The sequence below is a fragment of the Psychromonas antarctica genome, from assembly GCF_022267535.1.
GTDB lineage: Bacteria > Pseudomonadota > Gammaproteobacteria > Enterobacterales > Psychromonadaceae > Psychromonas > Psychromonas antarctica.
Window position 1 is genome coordinate 1 of record NZ_JAHNZV010000113.1, and the last position, 8531, is coordinate 8531.

Genomic DNA, 8531 nt, shown 5'->3' on the forward strand with positions numbered 1-8531 from the left:
GTAATAGTAAAGCTCAATGATAGGCCAAGAAAGAAAATAAATTACAAAACACCAGCCAAATTAATGGCTGAATACATGGCAGCTATAGCTGCGTAGCGGTTATGCACTTCAGAGTTGAATCTGCCAGTCCTTATCAACTTTTAAAATAGCGATAATAGATAGCAGCTAATTAATAAGGAAAATATATGCTATATCTTCAGTTTTTATTTTTATTAGTCATTCTCTACACGGGCTCACGCTTCGGGGGAATTGGATTAGGCGTTATTTCAGGTATTGGCCTGACCGTTGAGGTTTTTATCTTCAAAATGCCACCAACATCACCACCGGTTACGGTCATGTTGATTATTTTAGCGGTTGTCACTTGTGCCTCCATTCTCGAAGCGGCTGGAGGCTTGAAATACATGCTGCAAGTTGCGGAAAGGATTTTGCGTAAAAATCCTAAACGCGTGACTTTAATCGCACCTTTTGTTACTTATACCATGACTTTCTTATTGGGCACCGGTCACGCCGTGTATTCAATAATGCCCATCATTGGAGATGTTGCTTTAAAAAATGGGATACGGCCAGAAAGGCCGATGGCTGCAGCTTCGGTGGCGTCACAAGTAGCCATTACAGCGTCACCTATATCGGCAGCTGTTGTCTACTACTTAGCACAGTTAGCCAATATTCAAGCAGATATTACGCTACTCTCTATTTTAATGGTGACTATTCCATCCACTCTTTTCGGGACACTTTTAATGTCCTTATATAGTCTTAACCGCGGCAAGGAGTTAGACCAAGATGAAGAGTATCAGGCGCGCTTACAAGATCCTGATTGGCGTGAAAAAATATTAAATACCACCGCTACTTCATTAGATGAAAAACTGCCTGTAGCTGCGCGTAATTCTGTTCTTATCTTCTTAGCGGCAATCATTTCAATTGTCTTCATCGCGATGCTGCCCGAGCTGCGAACCATTGCTGTCGGTGATAAACCAATTAGTATGGCAGTCGTTATTCAGATGCTGATGTTAGCCTTTGGCGGCGTGATTTTGTTAGTCACCAAAACGCCAGCACGGGAAGTTCCCAATGGCGTAGTATTTAAATCCGGAATGGTTGCGGCCATAGCTATTTTTGGTATTGCCTGGATGTCTGATACTTATTTTCAATATGCGATGCCGCAATTTAAGTCGGGCATTATTGGTATGGTCACTGAGTATCCATGGACATTTGCACTTGCCCTCTTTATTGTATCCGTGGTGGTTAATTCTCAAGCTGCCACCGCACGTATGATGCTTCCAGTAGGTTTAAGCTTAGGCCTAAGTCCAGCTTTACTGATCGGCTTAATGCCTGCCGTTTATGGTTATTTCTTTATTCCTAATTACCCTTCTGATATTGCGACGGTCAACTTCGACTCCTCTGGTACGACTAAAATAGGTAAATGGTATTTTAACCATTCATTTATGTCGGTGGGTTTGATTACTGTAGTGAGTTCATGTTGTATGGGTTACGTTCTCGGACAGATATTTATTGCCTAGCAATGCGACCTACTTTTTATTGCCGGGGGTTGGGTTTAACTTAAATTAAATCTGCCCCCCTTTTTTAAGGCAAAATAACTGTCACAAAATACGGTGCAAAATCATACCTCGTACTAGCATGTCCGGGCAACGTCACTTAGCGACAATCTCCTTGATCAACAAACCTCGCAATATATTTAACCTCAGTTATGGATAATGGAAACGAAATTAGATTAAATATCAAAAAGTTAAAAAACATATTATACAGTGCTGTTAGTTTTGCGTAGTTCAAGGCGAATCATCGCAGCAATAACTGGTTATTGCTAGATGATTTAACGCAGAAATACGCGTAAATAACGGTACTGTATCGTTTAGCTTATCCAGAATTGAGGTTATTTAGCCATTGATCACGTTCACTCATATCTGCAGTGCTATAGTCAAAGTATCATATAAGGAGAAGTGCTCATGACTTTTATCCAATCATTTGGCGCGGCAGAAACGGTGACTGGCTCATGCCATCTTTTACAACTTACAAATGGGGTAAATATTCTAGTCGATTGCGGTTACTTTCAAGGAGAAAATGAGCTGCAAACATTAGCTCCTTTTGAATTCGATGCAAAAAAAGTTGATATTCTCTTAATCACGCATGCTCATCTGGATCATACCGGACGCATTCCTAAACTGGTCAAAGAGGGATTTGATGGCAAAGTCATCGCCTTAAGAGCAACGATGGAACTGGCAGAAGTTATTTTACTTGATAGCGCGAAAATTGCCCAAGAGGATTATAAAATAGCGCTTAAAAAAGCGAAAAGAGCCGGCCAAGAAAAATCAGTTAGTCCTCCGATCTATACCACCGACGATGCTAAAGCCGTATTTGACTTAACCATTGAGTACGCGCACTACAATAAAACGATTAAATTATCTCCAGATCTACAGGTTACCTTTAGAAACGCCGGCCATATTCTTGGCTCTGCCACGATTCAAATTGAATTTAATGAAGAAGAGCGTACTAAGTCGCTGGTATTTAGTGGAGATTTGGGTAATCGCAACGACTTGATTATGCCAGCACCTTCTTTTATTAAACAAGCCGATGCCCTGTATATTGAATCCACTTATGGTGATCGTAATCATCGCTGTCTACAAGACAGCATTAAAGAGTTTAAAGAGATAGTAATCAGCACCTTAAATAACCAAGGCAATGTACTGATCCCCTCATTTGCTATCGAGCGCACACAAGAGATCCTGTTACTGCTTAAACAAATGTATTACGATCAGGAGCTGCCCCTATGTAAGATCTTTTTAGATTCTCCGATGGCGATACGCGCCACGCAAATCTATACGCATTATCATGATGAATTAAATACAGCGGCTAATAACCTGCTCATGCGTGATGGTACTATTTTTGATTTCCCCTATCTACATTACTCACTCAAAGACAAAGATTCAAAGCGTATTAATAAAGAAGAAGGCGGCTGCATTATCATTGCAGGTAGCGGAATGTGCACTGGAGGACGAATTTTACAACACTTTAAACATCGTTTATGGGATGGCCGTAATAGCATTGTTTTTGTCGGTTATCAGGTACAGGGAACACTGGGTAGGCAAATGATAGAAGGCGCTAACTTTATTTCGCTGTATCATGAAAAGATCAAAGTTAATGCTCACATACATATGATCAATGGTTTTTCTGCGCACGCCGATCAAAGCGATCTATTAGCTTGGATGGGCGAATTCAAGCAGCTTAATAAGATATATTTAATACATGGCGAGCCTGATAAACAGGCTATTTTTAAAGACGTGATTAGTGAGCAGCTTAATAAATCCAGCCATATAGTTAAATATGCTGAGAAAATTTATCTATAGATAGTAAAAAAACCCCGTTTTCTAAAAAACGGGGTTTTTATGTGTAGCTCAACTAATCTTAATCTTTATTGTTCATATACTTAAAGAAATCTGAATCAGGGCTTAGCACCATCACATCATTTTTATCAGAAAAGCTCTTTTTATACGCTTGCATACTACGTAAAAAAGCGAAGAACTCGGTATCTTGCTTGTAGGAGTTTGCATAAATTTTTGAAGATTGTGCATCACCTTCACCGCGAACTTCCGCAGACTCTTTATCTGCTTGCGCTAACATAATCGACACTTTACGATCGATATTAGCGCGGATCACTTCCGATTTTTCTTGCCCTTTCGAGCGATGTTCTTTAGCAACCGCCTGACGCTCAGCACGCATACGTTTGTAAACACTGTTGCTGACCTCTTCAGGTAAGTTGATTTTCTTAATACGAACATCAATGACTTTAATACCCAGTTCACTGGATCGCGCCATACGTTTAAGTGCGGTCTCCATCACTTCACCACGCTTACCTGAAACAATCTCTTTAATCGTATGCGAGCCTATTTCACTGCGTAAACCGTTATTGATTTTACGCTTAAGAAGCGCCTCAGCCTGCATCTTATTACCCCCAGTTGCGAGATAATAAGTGGCTAAATCATCAATCTGCCATTTAACATAGGAGTCAATAATCAGATCTTTTTTCTCTGAAGTAACAAAACGGTCAGCTTGATCATCAAGCGTTTGGATGCGTGTATCCATAATGCGTACAGAATCAATAAAAGGAACTTTAAAATGTAAACCTGGCGCGAAAGCAACAGGTACTCCCTGCGCATCACGTTTAACTTTACTAAATTGCATCACGATACCGTGCTGCCCTTCTGAAACAATAAACGCACTACTGATAAAAGCTGCCAAGAGTAAAATTGGTAAGATAAATAATTTTTTCATTAGTAGTCCCTCCCTGTGCTGCGGCTACCGCGTGAGAGTCGATCACCATTTGTAGCTCGCTCGTCTGAATCAGCTTTTTCGTCAGCTTTAGAACGCGTTTCAATCTCTGAAACTGCTCTTACATTGCCTGCGTTAGCCCCGCCAGCATTCATTAATTTATCAAGCGGTAAGAAAGTGAGATTGCTACCTGACTTATTATCAATTAAGACTTTAGAACTACTATTCAGCACAGATTCCATCGCTTCAAGATATAAACGCTGGCGAGTCACTTCAGGATTTGCATGGTATTCAGGCAATAATTTATTGAATTTTGCAACGTCCCCTTGCGCTTTCAAAATAATCCCTTCTTTATATGCTTGTGCCTGCTGCTCAACGCGTTTCACTTGACCACGTGCAATCGGTTCTTTTTCACGTTCATAAGCTTCAGCTTCACGGATGAAGCGCTGTTCATCTTCCTGTGCTGCAATAGCGTCATCAAAGGCATCTTTAACCTGATCAGGTGGCCGTGTTTGTTGTAAGTTCACATCAACGACTTCAATCCCCAGATCATAAGGTTCAATGATCTTTTCAAGCATTTCCCAAGTTTGCTGACGCACCACTTCACGACCCGTTGTCAACACATCATCCATAGTGGAGTGGCCAACAATAAAGCGTAGCGAGCTGTTAAGTGCTTGTAATAAGCTGTCATCAGCATTGGTCACACTAAACAGATATTTTTCTGGCGCAATAATTCGGTATTGTACTTCCATCGCCACTTGCACAATATTCTCATCTTGAGTAAGCATAAAGCCGGTTGTTGGCATGGTACGAAATGCTTCCACATTAATCGGAATAATACGATCGATAAATTTAGGGTTCCAATGAAGACCCGCTGAGACCTGTGAATGGTACGATCCAAAACGTAATACCACACCACGATCGGATTCTTTAATCGTATACCATCCGCTGAAAAACCAAACGGCTATCAGTACGACAGCAATTGCAATGGCCATGAATTTATTCGTGCCGCCGCTATTACCATTATTTGAAGATGGTTTTTTACCAAGTAAACCACCGAATAGTTTTGCTAGTTTTTGAAAAACAACATCGAGATCAGGCGGTCCCTGGTCTTTATTTTTATCATCATTTTTCCACGGGTCTTTATCTTTATCTTTTCCCGGTTCATTCCAAGCCATATTTAGTTCCCGATTGAGTAATACAAAGAAGTTATACAATACAACAATGTAGCAATGTTCACCGCAATAATAAAGAGAACATGACATATTATGTTATATCTTCATTAATTAGTGCTAATGATATACGTTTCTATTAAGGTTCCGTGCTGTTTTAATATTCGTTGCCAGTCTGTATTGTTTAAGCGAATAGCTAATACACAGTCACCATTTTCTGCATAAGATTCATTTTCAATGCAATCTAACTGATGGAAAATGGCGCGCAACTTTCCTTGCTCTGGTGGAATAGCAAGCTCTATAGAACGAATTTGCCTCGATAAAAGCATCATTAACGATTCAAATAACAGCTCAATGCCGGCACCTGATTGTGCTGATAACCACACTCGAATTGGATTGCCTTGCTCATCAAAATCAATATGAGGGGCAATATCATCCAACACATCAATTTTATTCATAATCGTTAATTGTGGGATATCCCCTGCATCAATCTCATCCAGTACACTTTGTACTGCATCAATATTAGCGAGCGAATCCTCATCTGAGCAATCTACCACATGTAACAGCAAAGTTGCTTCACGTGTTTCCTGCAATGTCGCTTTAAATGCAGCCACTAAATTATGCGGTAAGTGACGAATAAAGCCAACTGTATCAGCTAAAATACAGGTACCAACATCCTGCACATCAATTTTTCGTAACGTCGGATCAAGCGTGGCGAATAATTGATCCGCTACATAAACACCCGCGCCTGTAATTTTATTAAAGAGTGTTGATTTTCCCGCATTGGTGTAACCAACCAAAGAAAGCGTTGGCACATCATTGCGCTGACGCGCCCGTCGACCTTGGTCTCGCTGCTTTTCGACTTTTGCTAAGCGGGATTTAATCGTGCTAATGCGCGCGCGTAACAAACGCCTATCGGTTTCCAGTTGCGTTTCACCAGGACCACGTAAACCGATCCCCCCTTTTTGACGTTCCAGATGTGTCCAACCACGAATAAGACGGGTAGATAAATGGTCTAACTGTGCCAGCTCTACCTGTAATTTCCCCTCATAAGTACGCGCTCGTTGTGCAAAAATATCTAAAATAAGGGCGGTACGATCAATGACAAGGCATTCGCATATTGCTTCTAAATTACGCTGTTGGGCAGGTGTTAATGCATGATTGAAAATAACAACATCAGCCCCTAAGGTTTTTACCGCATCCGCTATCTCTTGTGCCTTACCGGTACCTACAAAAAAACGTGCTTGAGGAGACTTGCGAGCACCGGTGATGGTTTCGAGTGTATTTACACCTGCAGAACTTACCAGCAGTTTAAGTTCTTCCAGATCTTCTTTTTTATTATCATCGGAAAAAGTAATATGAACTAAAACAGCCTGTTCACCGGCTTCGTAACGATCAAACAAATAAAGCTCCAACTAAGAAAAAGTGACAATAATTTATCCTACCACACCTCAGGGAATAGATAAAAAAAGGCCGGCACAAAGACAAGCCCAAAAAGATAGCGATAAAATTCTTAACTAAGATTCAACATGTGTCATAGCAGGCATTGCTCGCGAAGGAACAACCGTTGAAATTGCATGTTTGTAAACCATCTGGCTGACCGTATTTTTTAATAAAATAACGAATTGATCATAGGATTCAATCTGCCCTTGCAACTTGATCCCATTTACCAAATAAATAGCCACTGGAATATGCTCCTTACGTAACATATTTAAAAATGGGTCTTGTAATGATTGTCCTTTAGCCATTGTCTTTCCCTATTATTGTTATTAGATATTGATTAAGCTGAGGCAGTATAAACAATGGTTAAATAAAAACCGATCTCATGGCTCAAAATTTTGATCCGTAACACGGATCTTGAAAAACAGATTCCTGTACTAGGTACTCATGCATAAATTTACAGCTTTTTACATAAAAACATCGCTAGCACACGCATTTCATTCAACTGTAAATCTGCATTCCGGTTTGAATTCATTTACACAGGTTGTGGGCGTTACACTGAGAAAATGTTGAAATATTAATAACCAATTTTTTGTTTTAGGATCTTTTCTTTGTAACTCAGAGCCCTCTGTGGTGAGTTTTTTGAACTTGGTTTCGATCACACAATTCAATCTTCCTCAAAAGATCTGATGGTTTTCCAGTGCGTGCTTAGCTTAAGTTTTTTATTATTCTGTTGCAGTTAGCATTATTATCTACAGCGCCTGCACGCTGTTTTTTCTAAAATGCAATAAGCGATTATTTGCAGGCATTGCATAATCAACAATCAATTCAAGCTCGGCTCCGTCAGCAAGAGAGATAATTTTCTCTATATCACGAATGCCACTTGATGGATTGTTTTCCTTTAAACGCATTGCAAATGCTTCATTACTGCTGCTGGTATATTTACCAGCGTAATTAAATGGCCCATAGATACAAAAATCGCCAGCGGGCTGCAACGACCGTTGAATACCGTTAAACAATTTCTTAACCGATTGCCACGACATAATATGCAATGTATTGGCCGTAAAAATAAACTCACACTGACGGATCGGCCAAACTGGCTGGTTAACATCAAGTAATAAAGGTGCCGGCAAACAAGTCGATCTTTGTTTTTCCATTAATACTTTTAATTGCGGAAAATAGTCGCCTTGATCAGTTGTTTGCCAAGTTAAATGAGGCAATTTCTGTGTATCGAGTAGGGTGAGGCTTTTGCCTCATCCCTCTCGCAGAACCGTACGTACGGACCTCGTATACGGCTCCTGTATTCTTATATTCCATCATTTCGTTTTAACAAACGCTGAGGGAGCAAGCCAACCTGTGTTCGCATTCTCTATCTGATACAACCCAAGATCTTCAAACCAACTATTTGGCATCGCAAAACTCGATAAAGGACTTCTCGAATTGCGCCACGAATTCATTTTTATGAATTTAAAAGGGGGTTTGTACTTCAACTGCTTCAAACGTCGATGCAACCTACTCGGTTTCTTCCACAATTTAAGCTGTACCGCCCTTAATCTTCGCCTTATCCAACCTGATAGTTGTTTCAATTCTCGTTTGCAATTGGCTATACTGAAATAGTTTACAAAACCGCGTACTACTGGA

8 protein-coding genes are annotated in these 8531 nt (G+C 40.3%); 2 read left to right on the forward strand and 6 right to left on the reverse strand.

All coding sequences use genetic code 11. The annotated features are described in order from the left end of the window. The first annotated feature begins 185 nt into the window (after positions 1-185). Positions 186-1514 carry an anaerobic C4-dicarboxylate transporter gene (locus KSO91_RS14740; protein ID WP_238743796.1) on the forward strand — a complete coding sequence of 443 codons (1329 nt, stop codon included), beginning with the start codon at positions 186-188 and terminating at the stop codon, positions 1512-1514. A gap of 444 nt (positions 1515-1958) precedes the next feature. After that, positions 1959-3356: an MBL fold metallo-hydrolase RNA specificity domain-containing protein gene (locus tag KSO91_RS14745; protein WP_238743797.1), complete on the forward strand. Its 1398-nt coding sequence runs from the start codon at positions 1959-1961 to the stop codon at positions 3354-3356. A gap of 58 nt (positions 3357-3414) precedes the next feature. Here KSO91_RS14745 and hflC read toward each other — a convergent pair whose 3' ends face one another. The 6 genes from hflC to KSO91_RS14775 form a co-directional block, all read right to left on the reverse strand. Next, on the reverse strand, positions 3415-4281 hold the full coding sequence (gene hflC / locus KSO91_RS14750) for a protease modulator HflC (RefSeq protein ID WP_238743798.1): 867 nt from the start codon (positions 4279-4281) through the stop codon (positions 3415-3417). After that, complete coding sequence (gene hflK / locus KSO91_RS14755) at positions 4281-5456, reverse strand: FtsH protease activity modulator HflK (RefSeq protein WP_238743799.1); 1176 nt, start codon at positions 5454-5456, stop codon at positions 4281-4283. The genes hflC and hflK overlap by 1 nt, the downstream gene beginning before the upstream one ends. 104 nt (positions 5457-5560) lie before the next feature. Then, a complete protein-coding gene (gene hflX / locus KSO91_RS14760; RefSeq protein WP_238743800.1) occupies positions 5561-6853 on the reverse strand; it encodes a ribosome rescue GTPase HflX in 1293 nt (430 codons plus the stop codon). A 114-nt stretch (positions 6854-6967) separates the two neighbouring features. Then, positions 6968-7198 (reverse strand): RNA chaperone Hfq, encoded by a 231-nt coding sequence (hfq, locus tag KSO91_RS14765; RefSeq protein ID WP_238743801.1) that lies wholly within the window; start codon positions 7196-7198, stop codon positions 6968-6970. A 444-nt stretch (positions 7199-7642) separates the two neighbouring features. Further along, on the reverse strand, positions 7643-8110 hold the full coding sequence (locus KSO91_RS14770; protein WP_238743802.1) for a DUF938 domain-containing protein: 468 nt from the start codon (positions 8108-8110) through the stop codon (positions 7643-7645). 96 nt (positions 8111-8206) lie between these two features. After that, on the reverse strand, positions 8207-8531 hold a 325-nt coding region (locus tag KSO91_RS14775), incomplete at its 5' end, for a group II intron maturase-specific domain-containing protein (RefSeq protein WP_275114007.1).

Bases quoted from the DNA above. Each gene is read 5' to 3' on its own strand.
- KSO91_RS14740 (WP_238743796.1), top strand. From the start codon at position 186: ATGCTATATCTTCAGTTTTTATTTTTATTAGTCATTCTCTACACGGGC.
- KSO91_RS14745 (WP_238743797.1), top strand. From the start codon at position 1,959: ATGACTTTTATCCAATCATTTGGCGCGGCAGAAACGGTGACTGGCTCA.
- hflC (WP_238743798.1), bottom strand. From the start codon at position 4,281: ATGAAAAAATTATTTATCTTACCAATTTTACTCTTGGCAGCTTTTATC.
- hflK (WP_238743799.1), bottom strand. From the start codon at position 5,456: ATGGCTTGGAATGAACCGGGAAAAGATAAAGATAAAGACCCGTGGAAA.
- hfq (WP_238743801.1), bottom strand. From the start codon at position 7,198: ATGGCTAAAGGACAATCATTACAAGACCCATTTTTAAATATGTTACGT.